The following is a 794-nucleotide window of genomic DNA, read 5'->3' on the forward strand; positions in this document are numbered from 1 at the left end:
GCTGGGTGTGGCATAAGCGCAGCAAGCAGCAGCGCTACAGCGTGCACTACGCCCTGAGTAGCCTCAGACCCGAGGCGGCGGGGGCCAGGCGTCTGGGCGAACTCATGCGCCAACGCTGGGGCGTGGAGAACCGGAACTTCTGGGTACGCGACGTGCTCTTACGCGAGGACCATGCCCAGGCCCGTGGCGCCCTGGCCTTCAACCTTTGTGCCCTGCGGGCTTTCGTGCTGAACTGCCTCAACTACCGCAAGGTCCAGGCTAAAAAAGCCGCCCTGGAAGCCTTCTCCTTCAACCCCCTCTCCGCTTTGAGGTTCCTGGGGTTGCATACAAAAGATGTATAGCGGTCAAGTCTGCTGGGGCACCTTCACCGACCCCTGGGTCACCCAGCCCCAGCCCAAGTGCGGCTTCGTGCTCGTCGGCAGCGAGGGCACGCTCTCGAGCTACGACTATGAGCCGGTAGTACGCCTGCAGACCCGCGCCCGCCGCGAAACCCACGAGGTCCCCGTGGACACGCTACACCCCCCCCACGACAACCCCGTCAACCACTTCCTGCACGTGCTCGAGACCGGCGAGGACCCCATCGGCCCGCTCGACCCCGCCCTGTGCCGCGTGGGGCAGCAGATCGTCGACAGCGCGGTGCTGTCGGCCCGCGAGAAGCGCACCGTGAGGTTGGTCTCGTGACCGCCGCGCCGCGAGGGAGGGAGCCGTGAGCGAGCCCACCGCCTCCGACTACGCCCTCCAGACCCAGGCCGCCGCCACCGCCGCGGCCCCGGAGCTGCCCTACGGCCCGCCCC

1 protein-coding gene and 1 pseudogene are annotated in these 794 nt (G+C 68.3%); both read left to right on the forward strand.

Features of this window, described 5'->3' with window-relative positions:
- Positions 1 to 341: pseudogene (locus tag MEICH_RS23430) on the forward strand (transposase); the annotation flags it as partial.
- Positions 334 to 681, forward strand: a complete 348-nt coding sequence (locus tag MEICH_RS0103390) for a hypothetical protein (protein WP_027891442.1) — start codon at positions 334 to 336, stop codon at positions 679 to 681. The pseudogene MEICH_RS23430 and the gene MEICH_RS0103390, both read left to right, overlap by 8 nt.
- Positions 682 to 794 lie beyond the last annotated feature (113 nt).

This window comes from Calidithermus chliarophilus DSM 9957 (assembly GCF_000430045.1).
GTDB lineage: Bacteria > Deinococcota > Deinococci > Deinococcales > Thermaceae > Calidithermus > Calidithermus chliarophilus.

Excerpts from the sequence above, each read along its gene's own strand:
- MEICH_RS0103390 (WP_027891442.1), top strand. The coding sequence starts at position 334 with ATGTATAGCGGTCAAGTCTGCTGGGGCACCTTCACCGACCCCTGGGTC.